This is a genomic window from Rhizobium sp. BT03 (genome assembly GCF_030053155.1).
Lineage (GTDB): Bacteria > Pseudomonadota > Alphaproteobacteria > Rhizobiales > Rhizobiaceae > Rhizobium.
The window spans coordinates 2,690,641-2,709,518 of record NZ_CP125640.1 but is presented as its reverse complement, the minus strand read 5'-3'; the positions used below and the strand labels follow the sequence as shown (position 1 = coordinate 2,709,518).

The following is an 18,878-nucleotide window of genomic DNA, read 5'->3' as shown; positions in this document are numbered from 1 at the left end:
CGCCCAACTAGTGCCGGAAGTGGCGCATGCCGGTGAAGACCATGGCGATGCCATGTTCGTCGGCGGCATCGATGACCTCCTGGTCGCGCATCGAGCCGCCCGGCTGGATCACCGCCGTCGCTCCTGCGGCGATCATCGACAGAAGACCGTCGGCAAACGGCAGGAAGGCTTCTGAGGCGACCGCCGAACCATGCGTCATCGGGGTCGCAAGGCCAAGCGCCTTGGCAGCCTCTTCGGCTTTCAGCGCCGCGATGCGGGCGGAATCGACGCGGCTCATCTGTCCGGCGCCGATGCCGGCCGTCTGGCCGTCCTTGGCATAGACCACCGCGTTCGATTTCACGTGTTTGCCGATCTTGAAGGCGAACTTCATGTCCTCGAGCTCCTGCGCCGTCGGCGCACGCTTGGTGACGACCTTGAGCTCCAGATCCTCGACCATGCCGTTGTCGCGGCTCTGGACCAGCAGGCCGCCGGAAACGGTCTTCGCCGTCAGCCCCGCGGCACGCGGATCGGGCAGGCCGCCGGCAGAGAGCAGCCGCAGGTTCGGCTTGCGGGCGACGATCGCCTTCGCTTCCTCGGTCACATCGGGGGCGATGATCACTTCGGTGAAGAGCTTGACGATCTCCTCGGCCGTTTCGGCATCCAGCGTCCGGTTGAGTGCGATGATGCCGCCGAAGGCGGAAACGCTATCGCAGGCGAGCGCCCGCTGATAGGCCTCGACCAGGCTCGACCCGGTGGCGACGCCACAGGGATTGGCATGCTTGATGATGGCGCAGGCCGGCGCCTTCTCGGGCAGGAACTCGGCCACCAGTTCGTAGGCGGCATCGGTATCGTTGATGTTGTTATAGGAGAGCTGCTTGCCCTGCAGGAGAGTTGCGGTCGAAACACCCGGACGCTTTTCGCCGGTCACATAGAAGGCGGCCTTCTGATGCGGGTTTTCGCCGTAACGCATCTCTTCCTTCAAGGCACCGCCGATAACGCGGTGGCGCGGCGTGTCGATCGACAGCGCTTCGGCGAACCAGTTGGAAATCACGGCGTCATAGGCCGCGGTGCGGGCATAGGCCTTGGCGGCCATGCGCTGGCGGAAGGCATAGGCCGTCTTGCCCTCATCTGCGGAAAGCTGCTCCGTGAACTCGGCATAATCGTCGGGATCGGTCAGGATCGTCACATAGGCATGGTTCTTGGCCGATGCGCGGATCATCGCCGGGCCGCCGATGTCGATATTCTCGACGGTCGTGGGATAATCGCCGCCGGCGGCGCGCACTTCTTCGAACGGATAGAGGTTGATGACGGCGAGGTCGATGGCCTCGATGCCATGCTGTTTCATCGCCTCCCGGTGCTCGCTGTCGTCACGGATCGCCAGCAGGCCGCCATGCACCGTCGGATGCAGCGTCTTGACCCGCCCGTCCATGATCTCGGGAAAACCGGTGATCTCGGAGACATCGGTGACGGCAAGGCCGGCAGCAGCGATGGCTTTATAAGTACCGCCGGTCGACAGCAACCGCACGCCTCTTTCAGACAGTGTCTGGGCGAGCTCGACGATCCCGGTCTTGTCGAAGACGGAGAGGAGGGCGGTCTTGATTTCGACCTTGTCGGGGGCGGGGATCTTCTTGGAAATGACGGCCATGGAACCTTCTCCGTTCGGTCTTCGGGAGACATCCGCTTGGTTTGGAGCAGGATTCGCATTTCAGGCCGGCTCGGGCCTAAGACCATCCTGCTCCAGGACGCTCGCCTTCTGAGGCCGCGTTAGCACAGCTTCGCCGCCGCGCAAACAGGTGCTATCCCTTGCGGGACAAAAACCAACGGATTTCCGTCTTCTCGGCAAGATCGAAGTCGATTTCGATCTGGTCCGATCCGCAAATGCCGGAGCTGTCGGCAAAGAAGATGTCCTCGGTGATCAGCACTTCATTGCCGGGCGCGGAAAACAGCCAGCTTTCGCCGTCCGGCGCCGTCAGCAGCACGGACTCCCCGTCGCTTTGATGCAGGACGATGGAAGGATGGATATGAAACCGGGCGACGGCCTTCAGCGGCTCGTCATGCCCATATCCTTCCCGGATGACGAGCCGGTCGTGGCCGGTCACGATCGAGCCTGCGGCGTTGAGTGTCAGCTCTCGTTCGTGCAGCACCCCGAACGCCCTGAGATAACCGTCATGGCTGAGCTTGATGCCGTCGCGTCCGTCTTCCGTTTCGGCACGCTCGACGGTGACGGTCCTGACAGGTTCGGTGATCGCGTGATTGAGGAAGGGCGAGGGCGAAAAGCGGCTGGACGAAGTGTCGTTCAAAATAACCGTCGAATGCGCCGCCGTCGTGCGCGCCATCTGGACATAGCGGTGTCCGGCAAATTTCGGCGAGCCGGAGTTGACGATGAAGCGGTGGCGGCCGGACGACATTTCGAAGGAGAGGCTGCCGGCATGCACGGTCCGCAGCCCGCCTCCCGAAGGCGGCGTGCCGGCATCGGCGATGATGACGGTCCTTCCTCCGGAAAGCCGCTGATAGCGCGACTGCGGCAAGGCCTTGAACGGCTGGCCGGCGGTCTCGTCATATCTGAGCACGGAGATCAGCTCGTTTGCCAGCGTCGAGGTCGCCCCGTTGAACAGCGCCAGATCCCCGTCCTGATGGCGAAAGAACCGCAATGCCGGATATATGCGGTCGATGCCGGAGATCAGCTTCTGCGGCAGGTCATGGCCGAGATTGACATAGGTCTGCCGCAGCGGCAGCAGATCGAGCAGCAATTCCAGTCCGACGCGCGGATTGCGCGAGACATGGCCGCCATCTGGCAGAATCTGGCTATCGAATTCCCGGTCGAGCGCTTGCGCCGCCCTTCTGAGCGTCGATGCACGGACAGGCATGGCGACGGAGGCCATGGCGAGCGCGATACGCAGCCGAAACAGCTCCAGACCGCCAAGCGTATAGGGCGCCATGCGGTGCAGGAACCTCACCTGGAACGCCAGCGACTTCATGAAGCGGCGATAGAAGCCACGGTCGGCATTCTGCAGCACCACCGGCGAATGCGAGAGCCAGGCAATGACACGCTGGGCGGTGACGTCGACCTCCCAGGCAATCCCTTCCATGCGGCCGGCATGGACGGAAAGCCAGCTGTCGACGATCGCGCGGGCGGCGGCCGAACCGCGCTCGGTCTTGTTCGCCCGCATATGCCGCAGCCAGCCGAAGCTGTGAAGGCGGATGGCGAAGGGGCGCGACGGCAGAGTGAAGGTGAAGGGTGACTTTCCGCTCGTTTCCAGCATGCGGCCGGCCAGGAGAAACCGTCCGTTGAGGATCTCGTCGGCCACATGCGAATCGATGCTGCGGAGATCGGTCGGCGCGACGATCAGCCGCTCGGGCACGTTGATCGAATGGCGGAAGAGTTTTAGGCGCAGCAACGCGACGCGGCGCAAGGCGCGCCGCCAAGCCTCCCGAACATACATGCTCGCAAAACGCCGACCGGACTGCATATTCTATTGTCTATTGACCCTCGTGGTTAAGAATAGGTGAAAAGCGGCCGATTTCATCGCCCGCAATGAATTAATTCGTAACAATGTTCGAATATACGCAAATGAACGTGTTTCATCCGAGGTCATGCGCGGATGCGAAGCCTCTTGCATGGGCGGATCTGCCGCGACCTGCGGGAGACCGCAATCAGGCCACGCGCCGCAGCACGGCGGCATAAAAGCCGTCGAGGCCGGAGGCGATGCCATCGGGCATTTTCAGCATGGTGGGAAGCGTGCGGAATTCGCCGAGCGGCGTGATGGCCGCTTCCAGGCCAGGCCAGTCGCCGGCATCGATCCGAACGCGCTCGATCCCATCCGTATCGGCAAGAACGCGGGCGACGACCTCTTCGCCTTCGGCGGGATCCAGCGAACAATTCGAAAAAACCAGCGTTCCATCAGGCTTCAGCAATGTCAGCGCATGACGCAGCAGCCGCTCCTGCAGCGCCGCCAGCCTGCCGATATCCTCCGACCCCTTGGTCCACAACACGTCGGGGTGCCGACGTGTCGTACCGGTGGAAGAGCAGGGGGCATCGAGCAGGATCGCATCGAAACGCTCGGCCGGCTCGAATGTCGTCAGATCCGCCGCGATCGTTTCAGCCTCAAGATCGAGCCGGTCGAGATTCGACCGCAGCCGTCTGAGCCGGCTTTGCGACTGGTCGAGTGCGGTGACCGCGCCGCCGGCAAGAATGAGCTGTGCCGTCTTGCCGCCCGGTGCGGCGCAGAGATCGGCAGCGCGCTTGCCCGAGAGATCGCCGAAAAGCTTGGCCGGGATACTCGCAGCCGCATCCTGCACCCACCACGCGCCCTCGTCGAAACCTTCGAGCGACGGAATGCCGCCATCGAAGGCGGCGAGCCGCACGCCGCCTGTGGGAAGGACAATGCCGTTCAGCCGCTTTGCCCAGCCTTCGGCGTCCGACTTGACGGTCAGATCGATTGCGGCCGGTTGGAGCTGGGATTCCGAAATCGCCAGCGCCGCCTCCCGGCCATAGGCTTTCTCAAGCCTGGCGATGAACCAGGCCGGCATCGGCGCGACCTTGCCGATCTCGGCGAGCACCTCATCCTTCTCGCGGCCGAGCCGGCGAAGAACGGCGTTGACCAGCTTGGCGAAACGCCGGTTGCGCGGATCCTGATTGGCCTGCTCGACGGCAAGATCGACGGCCGAATGATCCGGCACGTCGAGATAGAGGATCTGCGCCGCCCCGATTGCCAGCACATGGTGCAGCGCCCGTGCCCCTTCCGGCAGCGGCGATTCCAGCAGCGAGGCGATGGCGGCATCGATACGCGGCAGATGGCGCAGCGTCGTGTTCAGGATGGCGCGGACGAGCGCCCGGTCGCTTTCGCCAAGCGCCCGGTAGGCCGGATTGCCGTGTTCGTGATCGAGGGCGCCATCGAGCGGCAGTTTGCGATCGACGACGGCAGCAAGGATTTTTGCCGCAGCCGCCCGGGCCTGCATGCCCGGCTTTAGAGGCGCGGATCGCTCGATGGAGGGCCTATGTTTGCGGAATGGTTTCTTCGTGCCGTCTGAATTCAAGACCATGGACCTTTTGGCGGTTGCGAACCACCGCGACCAAGACCCGTATCCGGAACAGAGCGCGATTTGCGCGACGGATTAGCAGCCCGAACCGGCGGCGTCGAGACGTTCATGCCGCCCTGCGCCATGTCCTGCAGCGCAGCGATGCGGTTTTCGGTGTTCGGATGCGTGGAAAACAGATTGTCCATGCGCTCGCCGGAGAGCGGATTGATGATGAACATATGCGCGGTTGCCGGGTTGCGCTCGGCATCCTGGTTCGGCACATGGGCAGCACCCCGCGCGATCTTGCCGAGCGCGGAAGCCAGCCAGAGCGGATTGCCGCAGATCTCGGCGCCGCGGCGGTCGGCCGAATATTCGCGCGTCCGGCTGATCGCCATCTGCACGAGCATGGCGGCAAGCGGCGCCACGATCATCGCGACGAGGACGCCGACGAAGCCGAGGGGATTGTTGTTGTTTTCACGGTTGCCGCCGAAGAAGAAGGCGAAGTTGCCGAGCATCGAGATCGCCCCGGCAAGCGTTGCCGTGATCGTCATCGTCAGCGTGTCGCGGTTCTGAATATGGGCGAGCTCATGCGCCATCACGCCGGCAACCTCCTCCGGAGACAATGCCTGGAGCAAGCCGGTGGAAGCGGCGATGGCTGCATTTTCAGGGTTGCGGCCGGTGGCGAAGGCATTCGGCTGCGGGCTGTCGTAGAGATAGACCTTCGGCATCGGCAGGCCGGCATTGCGGGCGAGATCGCGCACGATCGCAAAGAACTCCGGCGCATTGCGCTCATCGACCTGCTGGGCGCGATAGGCCGAAAGCACCATGCGGTCGGAATTCCAATAGGAGAAGAAATTCATGCCGGCGGCGATGACGAAGGCGATCATCATGCCGGCGCGACCGCCGATCAGAAAGCCGACAAACATGAAAAGCGCCGTCATGAAGGCAAGCAACATGGCAGTGCGGACGAGGTTCATTGCGGATCTCCATCTCCGATTTCGCCGTGACAAGCTTTCAATCCCGGCACCGGCGCATTATGATTTGGTTATTCACCAGCCATTTTCAATATTTTCCGGCAGGAGATGCCATGCAGGACGCCGATAACGACAATAGCGAAACGCCGACGGCCGAGGGATTGGAGCCGCCGCGCAAGATGCTGTCCCCGGCTGCCAAACGCGCGCTTGCCGAAGCCGAGGAGCGGCGAAAAAACCAGAAGCCGCTGGAGCTGCCGCCGGAAACCGGCGGCCGCGGCGGCGCCGAGCCAGCCCGCTTCGGCGATTACGAGATCAATGGGCGGGCGATCGATTTTTGATTCGGCGCCGGGAGCCAGAGCGCCGCTCAAAAGCAACGGCATTTCCCGCGCGGAAAAATAAGACCGCTCCAACAAAGGAGCGGCTTCAGGCTGCTGACAAACCCCTGCAAAACCCGCGACGTCATCCTCGGCCTTGTGCCGAGGACCTACCCACGTCTAATTAAGTATCTGAAAATAAATGCTTTCCCGTCAAACAATTGCAGTGATCAGATGCTCGGCACAAGGCCGAGCATGACGGAGGAGACTTTGTCAACAAACTGAGGCCGCTCCAGCAAGAGGGAGCGGCCTTGTTGTTTAAGCTGTCGCCTTGTTTTGCCGGTTGGCGATCAGATCGTCGACGACGGCGGGATCGGCAAGTGTCGAGGTATCGCCGAGAGCGCCGAAATCGTCCTCGGCGATCTTGCGCAGGATACGGCGCATGATCTTGCCGGAGCGGGTCTTCGGCAGGCCGGGCGCGAACTGGATCTTGTCGGGCGCGGCGATCGGGCCGATTTCGGCGCGCACGTGTTTCACCAGTTCCTGGCGAAGCGTGTCCGTTCCTTCATGGCCGGCCATCAGCGTCACGTAGCAATAGATGCCCTGGCCCTTGATCGGATGCGGATAACCGACGACTGCGGCTTCCGACACCAGATTATGCGAGACGAGCGCGGATTCGACCTCCGCGGTGCCGAGCCGGTGGCCGGAGACGTTGAGCACGTCGTCGACACGGCCGGTGATCCAGTAATAGCCGTCTTCATCGCGCCGGCAGCCGTCGCCGGTGAAATACTTGCCCTTATAGGTGGAGAAGTAGGTCTGGATGAAGCGCTCGTGATCGCCATAGACGGTGCGCATCTGGCCCGGCCAGCTGTCGGTGATGCAGAGATTGCCGTCGGCGGCCCCTTCCAGCACCTTGCCTTCATTATCGACCAGCTGCGGCTTGATGCCGAAGAACGGCACCGTCGCCGAGCCGGGTTTCAGATCGGTGGCGCCGGGCAGCGGCGTGATCATGTGACCGCCGGTCTCCGTCTGCCACCAGGTGTCGATCACAGGGCAACGCTTGTCGCCGACGACGTTGTAATACCACTCCCAGGCTTCCGGGTTGATCGGCTCGCCGACCGTGCCGAGCAGGCGCAGCGACGAGCGCGACGAGCGCGTGACGAATTCGTCGCCGGCGCCCATCAGCGAGCGGATCGCCGTCGGTGCGGTATAGAAGATATTGACCTTGTGCTTGTCGATGACTTCCCAGAAACGGCCCTGGTCGGGGAAATTCGGCACGCCCTCGAACATCAGCGTCGTCGCGCAGTTGGCGAGGGGCCCATAGACGATATAGGAGTGGCCGGTGACCCAGCCGACATCGGCCGTGCACCAGTAGACGTCGCCGTCATGATAATCGAAGACATATTCATGCGTCATCGCCGCATAGACGAGATAACCGCCGGTCGTGTGCAGCACGCCCTTCGGCTTGCCTGTTGAACCTGACGTATAGAGAATGAATAGCGGATCTTCCGCCTTCATCTTCACCGGCGGGCATTCCGGCTTCACCGTGGCGATCTCCTGGTGATGCCAGAGATCGCGGCCCGGCGCCCAGCCGGTCTTGCCGCCGGTGCGGCGCACCACCAGCACCTTGCTGACATGCACGTGCTGGCGGGCGGCGATGTGGATCGCCGTATCGGTATTGTCCTTCAGCGGCACCGGCTTGCCGCCGCGCAGGCCTTCGTCGCAGGTGATGACGAAGGTGGATTCGCAGTCGACGATACGCCCGGCGAGCGCCTCCGGCGAGAAGCCGCCGAAGACCACCGAATGCACCGCGCCGATGCGGGCGCAGGCGAGCATCGCGTAAGCCGCTTCCGGGATCATCGGCATATAGATGGTAACGCGATCGCCCTTCTTGACGCCATGCTTCTTCAACACGTTCGCCATCCGGCAGACATGTTCGTAGAGCTCGTTATAGGTGACCTTCTTGTCGATATAGGGATTGTCGCCCTCCCAGATGATCGCTACCTGGTCGCCGTTCGTCTTCAGATGGCGGTCGATACAGTTGTAGGAAACGTTGGTCTGCCCGTCCTCGAACCACTTGATCGAGACCCTGCCGGTAAAGGACGTATTCTTGACCTTGGTATAGGGCTTGAACCAGTCGATCCGCTTGCCGTGCTTGCCCCAGAACTTGTCCGGGTTCTCGACGCTTTCCTCATACCATTTCAGGTACTTTTCCTTATCGATCAGGGCGCGCGCCTTCACCGGTTTCGTGACCGGATAGATCTTCTCCGACATGCAACTCCTCCTCATGGGACATGCGACGGGCCGCGTGGGTTTAGGGCCCGGATTTCAAATCACGGCAATTCATAGCAGCTCGCATCGCGGCGGCAATTAGACGAAGGTCATTTCATTTCGGAAGAATTGCAATTCTGCGACAGTGCGGTTATATAGCGGCATATTTCCCGGACATTGTGGTGACAATCCACGGACCGCGACCGGCGCGGACGATAGAAGGACTATATCCATGGCTCAAACACTGCTCATGCCGAAGGCGACCGCCATCTGGCTCGTCGACAACACGGCACTGTCTTTCGATCAGATCGCGCAGTTCTGCAAACTGCATCCGCTCGAGGTCAAGGCGATCGCCGACGGTGAAGCGGCGCAGGGCATCAAGGGCCTCGATCCGATCTCAACCGGACAGCTCTCCCGCGACGAGATCGCCCGCGCCGAAGCCAATCCGAACCACAAGCTGAAGCTTTCCGAGCCGAAGGTGCGGGTGCCGGAATCCAAGCGCCGCGGCCCGCGTTATACGCCGGTTTCCAAGCGTCAGGACCGCCCGAACGCCATTCTCTGGCTCGTTCGCAACCATCCGGAGCTGAAGGACGCACAGATTTCCCGCCTCGTCGGCACGACGAAATCCACCATCGAGCAGATCCGCGAGCGCACCCACTGGAACTCCGCCAACCTGGCGCCGATGGATCCGGTAACGCTCGGCCTCTGCAGCCAGATCGATCTCGACATGGAAGTGGAAAAGGCTTCGAAGGGCCGTCCGCTGCCGACTGCCGCCGAGCTTGGCGCGACGCTACAATCGGCGCAGGAAACCGAGCGCCTGAGCCCGAGCTACGAGCGCGAGGAAGAAAAAGAAAAGGAAATCGACGCCGACGCCGTCTTCCGCAAGCTGAGTTCGCTGCGCTCGGCGCCGAAGGACGAGGACGACGACGATCAGTACTGAGAGATCGACGATCTCATGAAAAACCCCGCCGATATGAGCTGATCGGCGGGGTTTTTTGTTGCGGATTGCCGGTCGGTTTAGCTGCGGAACAGGGTGAGGATGTTCTGCGCCGAGCTGTTGGCAATCGATAGCGACTGGACGGCGAGCTGCTGCTGCGTCTGCAAGGCCGAGAGCTTGCTCGATTCCTCTTCCATATCGGCATCGACCAGGCGGCCGACGCCGGAGTCGATCGAATCGTGAAGCCCGTTGACGAAATTTTCCTGCAGCTGGATCCGGGTCGAGATCGAGCCGAGCGCCGAACCCGCGGCAGTCATGGCGCCGAGGACCAATTCGACGCCGGTTAAGGCTGCGTCGAGCTGGCCCTGAGTGAAACCGGTAATATCGAGATCATAGATCGACGCCATGACGATGAAGGTGCCGCCATAGGTTCCATTGAAGGCCGTGCCGATGATACCGCTGCTCGTCTCGATCGCACCGGTGCTCGTCATGCCGAAGAGCACGTTTCCGAGCGAGCCCGAATCGAGCACGTAGTCCGTCATTTTCACCGAAACGGCGTTGCTGCCGTCGCGGACGAAGGAGGAAACCACGCTCTTCGTGCCATCAGCGCCGGCGACCCAGTTTTCACCGGAGAAAGACGCCGATTGGGCAATGCTGAGCAGCTGCTCCTGCAGCTGGTCCAGCTCCTGCTGGATCTTGGTCTTGTCGACGCCTTTTTCCGTGGCGGCGACGATCTTGGCCTTGATGTCGCTGACGACGTCGAGCGCGCTGTCCATGGCCGAATAGGCGGTATCGACCTTGGCCGCGCCGAGGCCCAACGCATCGGAGACGGCCGAAAGCGCCTTGTTGTCAGAACGCATGGTCGTAGCAATCGACCAGTAGGCGGCATTGTCGGCCGCCTTTTCGACACGATAACCCGAGGAGACGCGACCCTGGGTGTCCTTGAGGCTGTCGTTTACGCCGCGCAAAGTCTGCAGCGCTGCCATGGCAGCATTGTTGGTAAGGATGCTTGTCATGATCCGTTCCACAATCGTTGAGAAAGGGGCAATCCGGACTACAGCGCCGCGCGTCTTTCAGACGCGCAAAGGACGCTGTAGCACTTCAACTGCTGCATAATTTTGCCCTTAAATCGATTCCGATTTAAGGAATTATGCAGTAGGCCGGTAACGGCGAGCGCATCATGCAAAGCCTGCTATGCAAGCCATTGCCGTTAACAAACCCTTGCATCACATGGTTAACAATTCCTCAATTAGGCTTACGGAATGTTTAATTTCACATCGGCAGAGAGCCCAAACCGCGCCGGCGCAGCGCCTCGGCGATTTCCTCCAAAATCGTTGGATCATCAATGGTTGCAGGCATTTTCCAGGGTATGCCGTCGGCGATTTTCTGCATCGTGCCGCGCAGGATCTTGCCGGAGCGTGTCTTCGGCAATCGGTTAACGGGAATGGCCATCTTGAAGGCGGCGACAGGCCCGATCTGATCGCGAATCATCGCCACCACCTCTGATTCGATCGCCGTCACCTCCCGCGAAACATTCCGTTTCAGCACCAGGAATCCACACGGCACCTGACCCTTCAATCTGTCGATCACGCCGATCACCGCGCATTCGGCGACATCGGGATGACGCGCGCAGACTTCCTCCATCGCCCCGGTGGAGAGGCGGTGACCGGCGCAATTGATGATGTCGTCGGTGCGCGACATGATGAACAGATAACCGTCCTCATCGACAAAGCCGGCGTCGGCGGTTTTGTAGGTGCCGGGAAACTCGTCGAGATAGGCCGACCGGAAACGTTCATCCGCATTCCAGAGGGTCGGCAGGCAACCGGGCGGCAAGGGAAGCTTGATGACGATATTGCCGAGCGTTCCCGCCTCGATCGGATGGCCGGCATCGTCGAGCACGGCGATATCATAGCCGGGCATCGGCAGCGCCGGCGAACCGTGCTTGACGGAAAGGGCGCCGAGGCCGAGCGGATTGGCGGCGATTGGCCAGCCGGTCTCCGTCTGCCACCAGTGATCGATGACGGGTATGGCGAGCATGCGCTCCGCCCATTTCAGCGTCTCCGGATCCGCCCTTTCGCCGGCGAGAAACAGCGCCCGCAGATCCGGCATCGGATATCTCAGTAGCAGTTCCCCGTCGCCGTCCTCCCGCCGGATGGCGCGGAATGCCGTCGGTGCCGTGAAGAGCACCCGCACGCCATATTCCGAAACGACACGCCAGAATGCGCCGGCATCCGGCGTGCCGATTGGTTTACCCTCGAAGATCAGGGTGGTAACGCCCGCGATCAGCGGCGCATAGACGATATAGGAGTGCCCGACGACCCAGCCGATATCCGAAGCCGTCCAGAAGACTTCGCCCGGCTTCAGGCCGTAGATATTGCGCATCGACCAGTTGAGCGCGACCATATGGCCGCCATTGTCGCGCACGACGCCCTTCGGCTGGCCGGTGGTGCCCGAGGTATAGAGGATGTAGAGCGGGTCGGTCGCCTTGACCGCAACACAGGCGATCTCGGCGCCGCGATGCTGCGCCACCGCCGCCTCGAAATCCTGGTCGCGGCCGCTGACGAGATCGGCTCGGAGCTCCTGCCGCTGCAGCACCAGACAGCGTTCCGGCTTCGAACGCGCCATCTCGATCGCCCGGTCGACGAGGGGCTTGTAGGCGACGATGCGGCCGGGTTCGAGCCCGCAGCTCGCGGTGATCACCAGCTTCGCACCGCAATCGTCGATACGGGCTGCAAGCTCGCTGGCGGCAAAGCCACCGAAAACGACCGAGTGAACCGCACCGATGCGGGCGCAGGCTAGCATTGAAAACACCGCCTGTGGAACCATCGGCATATAGAGGATGACGCGATCGCCTCTGCCGATGCCGAGATCGACCAGCGTCGCGGCGATGGCCTTCACCTCGTCAAGAACGTCGTCATAGGTGAAACGGCGCTTCTCGCCGGTCATCGCACTGTCGAAGATAACAGCCGTCTCGTCACCGCGCCCGGCCGTCACATGCCGGTCCAGGCAATTGTGGCAGGTATTGGTTTCGGCCCCTGAGAACCAGCGGCCATAGACGCCGTCATCGGGCGAAAATATCCGCTCCGGCGGTTTGAACCAGTCGATATCGGCGGCGGCTTCGCGCCAGAAGGCTTCGGGATCACGTTTCCAGGCGGTATAAGCCTGATGATAGCCGTTCTGCATCTGCTCCTCCCCAGGATATGCAAGCCTCGATATCAATCTAGGCAGCGGTGAGGGGAACGGGAAGCCCGACCAAAGCAGAGTATCAGCGCGCGCCGAAAATCGCCGAACCGACGCGCACGCTGGTGGCGCCGAAGGCGATTGCCGTCTCATAGTCGCCCGACATGCCCATCGACAGTTTTTCGACGCCGCAGGTCAGCGCGAGCTTTGCCAGCAGGGCGAAATGCGGCCCGGGATTTTCCTCCGCCGGCGGAATGCACATCAGACCTTCGACGGAAAGACCGAGTTCCTCGCGGCAAAGGGTCACGAAAGCGGGTGTGTCGTCAGGCGTAATGCCGGCCTTCTGCGGCTCGAGCCCGGTATTGACCTGGACGTAGAGCAGCGGCCTCCTGCCCTGCCGCCTCATCTCCTCGGCAAGCGTGCGGGCGATCTTTTCCCGGTCCACCGTCTCGATGACGTCGAAAAGCGCCACCGCATCCGCCGCCTTGTTCGATTGCAGCGGTCCGATCAGATGCAGCACGATATTCGGCTGTTCGGCTTTCAGCATCGGCCACTTGCCCTGGCTCTCCTGCACCCGGTTCTCGCCGAAGACGCGCTGTCCGGCGTCGATGGCCGGGCGGATCGCCTCCGCCTCGAAGGTCTTCGACACCGCAACGAGTTGAACGGACCCCGCAGGGCGAGCTGCCTGGCGTTCACCAGCCGCGATCCGCGACCGCACGTCGTTCAACCGCTCTTGAAGTTCCATCGTTCTGCCTCGACATACCAGCATGAAAGGATTGGCAATGAACTAACCAGCCAATCTGTGCTTGCCAAGACCCGCTCTCGCGAAATCGCCTGGCCGCAACGAAGATCGGGCGCTTGCCGCGGCTCGCAAAACTTGACGCTACGGTGGTTTCATGGTGAAGGTCTCGACCAACCTCCCCTGATTTTCCGGAATTTCGAATAACATGGCCACCGAACGTTATAATCCGCGCGATGCCGAGCCCCGCTGGCAGCAGAAATGGAACGAAGACAAGGTCTTCGAGACCGACAATTCAGATCCGCGCGAAAAATATTACGTCCTCGAAATGTTCCCCTATCCGTCGGGGCGCATCCATATGGGCCATGTCCGCAATTACGCCATGGGCGATGTCGTCGCCCGCTACAAGCGCGCCCGCGGTTACAATGTGCTGCATCCGATGGGCTGGGACGCTTTTGGCATGCCGGCGGAGAACGCTGCCATGGAGCGCGGCGTGCACCCGGCCTCCTGGACCTACCAGAATATCGGCTCGATGAAGGCGCAGTTGAAGGCCATGGGGCTTTCGCTGGACTGGAGCCGTGAATTCGCCACCTGCGACGTCGAGTATTACCAGCACCAGCAGCATCTCTTCCTGGATTTCCTGGAGAAGGGCCTGGTCTACCGCAAGCAGTCGAAGGTCAACTGGGATCCGGTCGACAATACCGTGCTCGCCAACGAGCAGGTGATCGACGGCCGCGGCTGGCGGTCCGGCGCGCTGGTCGAACAGCGCGAACTGACGCAATGGTTCTTCAAGATCACCGATTTCAGCCAGGACCTGCTCGACGCGCTGGATACGCTCGACCAGTGGCCGGAAAAAGTGCGTCTGATGCAGAAGAACTGGATCGGCCGCTCGGAAGGCCTGACGGTCCGCTGGGAGATCGTGCCGGAAACGGCGCCCGCCGGCGAGAGCGAGATCACGGTCTATACCACCCGGCCGGACACGCTCTTCGGCGCCTCCTTCCTGGCAATTGCCGCCGATCATCCGCTGGCGAAGGATGCGGCCGCCAAGAACGCCGATATCGAGGCCTTCTGCGAGGAGTGCCGTCGCGCCGGCACCTCGCTTGCCGCCCTGGAGACCGCCGAGAAGAAGGGCGTGGATACCGGTATCCGCGTCCGCCATCCGCTCGATCCCTCCTGGGAGCTGCCGGTCTATATCGCCAATTTCGTGCTGATGGATTATGGCACCGGCGCGATCTTCGGCTGCCCCTCGGGCGACCAGCGCGACCTGGATTTTGCCCGGAAATATGGCCTGCCGGTCGTGGCGGTCGTCATGCCGAAAGACGGCGATGCGGCGAGCTTTTCAATCGGCGACACGGCCTATGACGGCGATGGCGTGATGATCAATTCGCGCTTCCTCGACGGCAAGACGACCGAGGAAGCCTTCAATATCGTTGCCGACCGTCTGTCGGGCGCTTCGCTCGGCAATGCGCCGGTGGCTGAGCGCAAGGTCAATTTCCGTCTGCGCGACTGGGGCATTTCCCGGCAGCGTTATTGGGGTTGCCCGATCCCGGTCATCCATTGCGATGATTGCGGCGTCGTGCCGGTGCCGAAGAAAGACCTGCCGGTCAAGCTGCCCGACGACGTCACCTTCGACCAGCCGGGCAATCCGCTCGACCGTCATCCGACCTGGCGGCACGTTGCCTGCCCGACCTGCGGCAAGGACGCTCGCCGCGAGACGGATACGATGGATACCTTCGTCGATTCGAGCTGGTATTTCACCCGTTTCACGGCGCCCTGGGAAGGAAAGCCGACCGATCCTGAGGCGGCTAACCGTTGGCTGCCGGTTGATCAGTATATCGGCGGCATCGAGCATGCGATCCTGCATCTGCTCTATTCCCGCTTCTTCACCCGCGCCATGCGCGAGACCGGCCATGTCGCCGCCACCGAGCCTTTCAAGGGCCTCTTCACCCAGGGCATGGTGGTTCATGAGACCTATAGCCGCGGGGCCGGCGCGAGCCGGGAATGGGTGGCCCCAGCCGATATCCGCATCGAGGAACTCGACGGCAAACGCCGCGCCTTCCTGCTGACCTCAGGCGAGGAGATCGCCATCGGCTCGATCGAGAAGATGTCGAAGTCGAAGAAGAACGTGGTCGATCCCGACGATATCATCGCCTCCTACGGCGCCGATACCGCCCGTTTCTTCGTTCTGTCCGACTCGCCGCCGGAGCGTGACGTCATCTGGTCCGAAGCCGGCGTCGAAGGCGCCCATCGCTTCACCCAGCGTCTGTGGCGATTGATTTCCGAAGCCGCGAACGCGCTTTCCGCCGTCGCGCCGGCGCCGGCGACCGAGGGGGAAGCACTGTCGATCTCGCAGGCTGCCCACAGGACCCTGAAGGCCGTCGAGAACGATTACGACAAGCTCTGGTTCAACAAGGCCGTCGCCCGAATCTATGAACTCGTCAACGCGCTGGCAGCGCCGATGACCAGGGTTGCGGCGGGCGAGGGTGATGCCACCTATCGCGCCGCTGTGCGCGATGCCGCCGAGATCCTCATTCAGCTGGTCGCGCCGATGACGCCGCATCTGGCCGAGGAATGCTGGACGGCGCTCGGCAATAAGGGGCTGCTTGCCCGGACCGGCTGGCCGCGATACGACGAGACGCTCGTCGTCGAAAATGATGTCGTCCTGCCCGTCCAGATCAACGGCAAGAAGCGCGCTGAATTGACAATTTCTCGCGACGCAGATCAGAATGCCGTCACCGACGCCGTGCTGGATCTGGATGCGGTGAAGAACGCGCTGAACGGACAGGCACCGAAGAAGATCATCGTGGTTCCCCAAAGGATTGTGAACATTGTCGTCTGATATCGCTTGCAAGCTGGCACGTAATGCCGGCATCGCCATGATCCTTGCCTCCACGGCTTTTCTCTCTGCCTGCCAGGTCCGGCCGCTTTATTCGGAAAATTCCGGTCTCACCGAAAAGCTCGCCTCGGTCGGCTTTTCCCCGGCAGGCAGCCGGGTCGAGCAGCAGGTCCGCAATCACTTGATCTTCATGGCGTCGCGTGGCGCCGGCGAACCCGACAAGCCGGACTATCAGGTCGATTTGCATGCCACTTCGTCCGTGGCCGACACGCTGCTGACGGATTCGGCCGATACCTCGCGCGCCGGCCGTGTCACCGTCAGCGTCACCTACACGCTGCGCGCCACGACCGACAACCACGTGATCAAGGCCGGCAGCCGCTCGACCACCGCGCTGGTGGACTTCCCTGACCAGGAATTCGCCAAGCAGCGGGCGATCCGGGATGCCGAGAACCGCGCGGCCGATCAGGTGGCGGAATTCGTCGGGGCCGATATCGCCGCTGCGCTCAGCCGCTGAGGGCGGAGATGTGGCGGAGATAAAATCCCACGAATTCGAAACTTTCCTGCAGAAATCGGCGCGGAACTACCGGATCTTCGTCATTTACGGGCCGGACCGCGGTCTCGTGTCCGAACGCGCCGGTCTGCTTGCCGGTAAGACCGGTGTCGCTCTTGACGATCCTTTCTCGCTGACCAAGCTCGACATCGGCGACCTGCAGAAGGATCCGGGGCGGCTGGTCGACGAGGCTCAGTCTATCGGACTGTTCGGCGGCGAGAAACTGATCTGGATCCGCGGCGCCGCCAATGAAAAATATCTTGTCGATCCCTTGGCGCTGCTGGCTGAAAAGCCGCTCGAATCTGCCCATCTGATCGTCGAAGCCGGAGACTTGAAGAAGGGCTCCCTGCTTCGCAAGACGGCCGAGGCCGCGCGATCGATCATGACGATTCCCTCTTATGCCGATGACAGCCGCGCCCTCAATGCCCTGATCGATACCGAATTGAGCGCGGAGAAGCTCGGCATCACGCCAGCCGCCCGCCAGGCTCTAGTTTCCTTGATCGGCGGCGACCGCATCGCTTCACGCAATGAGGTACGCAAGCTCGCCCTCTATTGCCGCGGCTTCCAGACGGTGGAAGAACATCACGTTACCGAAATAATCGGCGACGCCAGCGCGATCTCCGTCGACGATGCCGTCGACGCGATTTTGAGCGGCGATCTCAACGGTTTTCTCCACGCCATGCAGAAGATCAGCAGCTCGAAAACCGCGATCTTTCTTGTGTTGCAGGCCTGCCTGAAGCAGTTTCAGCTTCTTGATACGATGCGGGCTGAAATGGAGGAAAAACGCCTGCAGGCGCCTCAGATCATGCAGACGATGGGCCGTCATCTGCATTTCCGCCGTAAGCCGATCATCGAACAGGCGCTGCGCCAATGGACTGCGGAAGCCATCGCGCGTGAATCCAATCGTCTGCAGGCCGCCATTCTGCAAAGCCGACGGCGACAGGTGCTGGAAGACAGCGTTGCGATGCAAACGCTTCTGTCCACCACTCTTCAATCCGGCCGTAAATCCGCCTGAGCAAATCTCTGTTAGGCAAAAGTCTATCCGGAACGGCTAGACTTCCGGGCGACGAGCGCTAAGCACACCGCGATCTTTCAGATTCGCCCCTCGCGCTTTAGCTTCTAGCATGTCGTTGCGGCAAAGCGCTTCGCGTTTTGCCTGGGAAACCGTTGCACAGTTTCGCGACAGCCGTTAGCGCCTTTCAAGCAGCCGGCAGATTTCTTCTAGCTGCTCCAGCGACTTATAGGAAATTTTGATCTGGCCGCCGCTCGTCTTGTGATTGATCGCAACATCGAGACCGAGTGCATCGGACAGCGTCCGCTCCAGGGCCAGCGTGTCCGAATCCTTTTGATCCCGCCGCGAGGCGGCCAGCTGCGGTTCGGATTGTGCTTTGATATTGTTTTGCGCCAGCTTTTCCGCGTCGCGCACCGACATGCCCTTGGCGACGATGGTGCGGGCAAGACCTGCCGGGTCCGGCGTCGAAACCAGCGCGCGCGCGTGCCCGGCCGAGAGGCTGCCGGCGGCCAGCAGATCACGAACCGGATCGGGCAGCTTCAACAGGCGCAAGGAGTTGGCGACGTGGCTGCGGCTTTTGCCGATGATTTCGCCGAGGTCGTTCTGCGTATAGCCATATTCGGCAATCAGCTGCTCGTAACCCAGTGCCTCTTCGAGTGGATTGAGATCCGCCCGCTGGACGTTTTCGACAATGGCGATCTCCAGCGCCGTCTTGTCATCGACGTCGCGGACGATAACGGGGATCTCGATCAACCCCGCCAGCTGGGCGGCGCGCCAGCGGCGCTCGCCAGCAATGATCTCATATTGATCGCGGTCCATCGTCCGCACGACGATCGGCTGCACGATCCCATGCTGACGAATGGAGCTGGCGAGATCGTGCAGCTCGGTGTCGTCGAAGAAACGACGAGGATTGCGCGGGTTGCGGCTGACGAACTCGATCGGGATCATTCGGTCGGCACTGATTGTCCGCTCCGCTTCCACCGGGACGGGTTGATCCATTTCGCCAATCAGCGCCGCAAGGCCGCGGCCCAATCGCCTTTTCGATACATCGTCATTCATGATCCAAA

General features: G+C 61.8%; 14 protein-coding genes. 5 read left to right on the top strand and 9 right to left on the bottom strand.

The features are described from left to right. Positions 1–7: 7 nt before the first annotated feature. The 4 genes from purH to htpX form a co-directional block, all read right to left on the bottom strand. Positions 8–1,624, bottom strand: a complete 1,617-nt coding sequence (purH, locus tag QMO80_RS13305; protein ID WP_283197010.1) for a bifunctional phosphoribosylaminoimidazolecarboxamide formyltransferase/IMP cyclohydrolase — start codon at positions 1,622–1,624, stop codon at positions 8–10. A gap of 151 nt (positions 1,625–1,775) precedes the next feature. Further along, positions 1,776–3,449, bottom strand: a complete 1,674-nt coding sequence (locus QMO80_RS13300) for a heparinase II/III family protein (RefSeq protein ID WP_283197009.1) — start codon at positions 3,447–3,449, stop codon at positions 1,776–1,778. A gap of 184 nt (positions 3,450–3,633) precedes the next feature. Then, on the bottom strand, positions 3,634–5,022 hold the full coding sequence (locus QMO80_RS13295; RefSeq protein WP_283197008.1) for an RsmB/NOP family class I SAM-dependent RNA methyltransferase: 1,389 nt from the start codon (positions 5,020–5,022) through the stop codon (positions 3,634–3,636). Further along, positions 5,013–5,975, bottom strand: a complete 963-nt coding sequence (gene htpX / locus QMO80_RS13290) for a zinc metalloprotease HtpX (RefSeq protein WP_283197007.1) — start codon at positions 5,973–5,975, stop codon at positions 5,013–5,015. Before htpX ends, QMO80_RS13295 begins: the two co-directional genes overlap by 10 nt. 110 nt (positions 5,976–6,085) lie before the next feature. Here htpX and QMO80_RS13285 point away from each other — a divergent pair, with 110 nt between their 5' ends. Then, a complete protein-coding gene (locus QMO80_RS13285) occupies positions 6,086–6,310 on the top strand; it encodes a DUF1674 domain-containing protein (RefSeq protein WP_283197006.1) in 225 nt (74 codons plus the stop codon). 294 nt (positions 6,311–6,604) lie between these two features. Here QMO80_RS13285 and acs read toward each other — a convergent pair whose 3' ends face one another. Beyond that, positions 6,605–8,560, bottom strand: coding sequence for an acetate--CoA ligase (acs, locus tag QMO80_RS13280; RefSeq protein ID WP_283197005.1), 1,956 nt, complete (start codon positions 8,558–8,560; stop codon positions 6,605–6,607). Between the two features lie 229 nt (positions 8,561–8,789). Between acs and QMO80_RS13275 the strand changes: the two genes are divergently transcribed. Next, entirely contained in the window at positions 8,790–9,497 is a 708-nt protein-coding gene (locus QMO80_RS13275) for a DUF1013 domain-containing protein (protein WP_003583207.1), read from the top strand. Positions 9,498–9,574: 77 nt separating this feature from the next. Here QMO80_RS13275 and QMO80_RS13270 read toward each other — a convergent pair whose 3' ends face one another. From QMO80_RS13270 to QMO80_RS13260, 3 genes are all read right to left on the bottom strand, one after another. Further along, the gene (locus tag QMO80_RS13270) at positions 9,575–10,510 is read right to left on the bottom strand and encodes a flagellin (RefSeq protein WP_283197004.1); all 936 of its coding nucleotides are present in this window, start codon (positions 10,508–10,510) and stop codon (positions 9,575–9,577) included. 256 nt (positions 10,511–10,766) lie between these two features. After that, the gene (locus tag QMO80_RS13265) at positions 10,767–12,677 is read right to left on the bottom strand and encodes a propionyl-CoA synthetase (RefSeq protein WP_283197003.1); all 1,911 of its coding nucleotides are present in this window, start codon (positions 12,675–12,677) and stop codon (positions 10,767–10,769) included. An 82-nt stretch (positions 12,678–12,759) separates the two neighbouring features. After that, entirely contained in the window at positions 12,760–13,419 is a 660-nt protein-coding gene (locus QMO80_RS13260) for a YggS family pyridoxal phosphate-dependent enzyme (RefSeq protein WP_283197002.1), read from the bottom strand. A 202-nt stretch (positions 13,420–13,621) separates the two neighbouring features. On the opposite strand from QMO80_RS13260, the gene leuS reads away from it, so the two are divergent. From leuS to holA, 3 genes are read left to right on the top strand one after another with little or no spacing between them, the layout of a single operon-like run. After that, the gene (gene leuS / locus QMO80_RS13255; RefSeq protein WP_283197001.1) at positions 13,622–16,252 is read left to right on the top strand and encodes a leucine--tRNA ligase; all 2,631 of its coding nucleotides are present in this window, start codon (positions 13,622–13,624) and stop codon (positions 16,250–16,252) included. Then, positions 16,242–16,763, top strand: coding sequence for an LPS assembly lipoprotein LptE (gene lptE, locus QMO80_RS13250; RefSeq protein WP_283197000.1), 522 nt, complete (start codon positions 16,242–16,244; stop codon positions 16,761–16,763). Before leuS ends, lptE begins: the two co-directional genes overlap by 11 nt. A gap of 10 nt (positions 16,764–16,773) precedes the next feature. Then, a complete protein-coding gene (gene holA / locus QMO80_RS13245; protein ID WP_283196999.1) occupies positions 16,774–17,814 on the top strand; it encodes a DNA polymerase III subunit delta in 1,041 nt (346 codons plus the stop codon). Positions 17,815–17,988: 174 nt separating this feature from the next. Here holA and QMO80_RS13240 read toward each other — a convergent pair whose 3' ends face one another. Beyond that, a complete protein-coding gene (locus QMO80_RS13240; RefSeq protein WP_283196998.1) occupies positions 17,989–18,870 on the bottom strand; it encodes a ParB/RepB/Spo0J family partition protein in 882 nt (293 codons plus the stop codon). Between the last annotated feature and the right edge of the window lie 8 nt (positions 18,871–18,878).

Excerpts from the sequence above, each read along its gene's own strand:
- leuS (WP_283197001.1), top strand. The coding sequence starts at position 13,622 with ATGGCCACCGAACGTTATAATCCGCGCGATGCCGAGCCCCGCTGGCAG.
- QMO80_RS13275 (WP_003583207.1), top strand. The coding sequence starts at position 8,790 with ATGGCTCAAACACTGCTCATGCCGAAGGCGACCGCCATCTGGCTCGTC.
- purH (WP_283197010.1), bottom strand. The coding sequence starts at position 1,624 with ATGGCCGTCATTTCCAAGAAGATCCCCGCCCCCGACAAGGTCGAAATC.
- QMO80_RS13240 (WP_283196998.1), bottom strand. The coding sequence starts at position 18,870 with ATGAATGACGATGTATCGAAAAGGCGATTGGGCCGCGGCCTTGCGGCG.
- QMO80_RS13295 (WP_283197008.1), bottom strand. The coding sequence starts at position 5,022 with ATGGTCTTGAATTCAGACGGCACGAAGAAACCATTCCGCAAACATAGG.
- QMO80_RS13285 (WP_283197006.1), top strand. The coding sequence starts at position 6,086 with ATGCAGGACGCCGATAACGACAATAGCGAAACGCCGACGGCCGAGGGA.
- QMO80_RS13265 (WP_283197003.1), bottom strand. The coding sequence starts at position 12,677 with ATGCAGAACGGCTATCATCAGGCTTATACCGCCTGGAAACGTGATCCC.
- QMO80_RS13260 (WP_283197002.1), bottom strand. The coding sequence starts at position 13,419 with ATGGAACTTCAAGAGCGGTTGAACGACGTGCGGTCGCGGATCGCGGCT.
- QMO80_RS13300 (WP_283197009.1), bottom strand. The coding sequence starts at position 3,449 with ATGCAGTCCGGTCGGCGTTTTGCGAGCATGTATGTTCGGGAGGCTTGG.
- acs (WP_283197005.1), bottom strand. The coding sequence starts at position 8,560 with ATGTCGGAGAAGATCTATCCGGTCACGAAACCGGTGAAGGCGCGCGCC.
- htpX (WP_283197007.1), bottom strand. The coding sequence starts at position 5,975 with ATGAACCTCGTCCGCACTGCCATGTTGCTTGCCTTCATGACGGCGCTT.
- QMO80_RS13270 (WP_283197004.1), bottom strand. The coding sequence starts at position 10,510 with ATGACAAGCATCCTTACCAACAATGCTGCCATGGCAGCGCTGCAGACT.